At 61.6% G+C, this 695-nt stretch carries 1 protein-coding gene; it reads left to right on the top strand.

Annotation, left to right across the window (positions count from 1 at the left end; all coding sequences use genetic code 11):
• Positions 1-695 (top strand): IS66 family transposase (tnpC, locus tag ACSZO4_RS25735; protein WP_437891915.1); only part of this gene is annotated, 695 nt, incomplete at both ends.

Below are 695 nucleotides of genomic sequence, written 5' to 3'. Positions count from 1 at the left end.
AGCGCCTTTAAGGTTATCGAAACGCAGCGGCCAAAACTGGCCTGCTGCAGCTGCGACCACATCGTTCAGGCACCCATGCCTTCAAAACCCATCGAGCGCAGCTATGCAGGTCCCGGTCTGCTGGCGCGCATCGTCACGGCGAAGTTCGCCGAACATACACCTCACTATCGTCAGTCAGAAATATACCACCGTCAGGGAGTTGAGCTGAGTCGTGCCACACTGGGGCGCTGGTCCGGTGCGGTGAGCGAACTTCTGGAGCCGCTTTACGACCTGCTGCGCCAGTACGTACTCATGCCGGGCAAGGTGCATACCGACGATATCCCTGTGCCGGTTCAGGAGCCGGGCAGCGGTAAAACCCGTACGGCCCGGCTGTGGGTCTACGTGCGGGATGACCGTAACGCGGGGTCGCAGCTCCCGCCGGCGATGTGGTTCGCGTACTCGCCGGACCGGAAAGGAGTACACCCACAGCAACACCTTGCGGGGTACAGCGGTATCCTGCAGGCGGACGCGTACGGAGGCTACAACGCGCTGTACGAAGACGGCCGCATCACGGAAGCGGCCTGCATGGCCCATGCGCGGAGAAAAATCCACGATGTGCATGCCCGGACACCGACCGACATCACAACCGAAGCGCTGAAACGTATCGGAAAACTGTATGCCATCGAGGCGGAGATACGCGGCAGCCCGGCAGATGA

The organism is Phytobacter sp. V91 (genome assembly GCF_965644225.1).
In the GTDB taxonomy this organism is placed as follows: domain Bacteria; phylum Pseudomonadota; class Gammaproteobacteria; order Enterobacterales; family Enterobacteriaceae; genus CBFFRJ01.
Note: the sequence above shows the minus strand (reverse complement) of the source record. Positions and strands in the feature narration are given on the sequence as shown.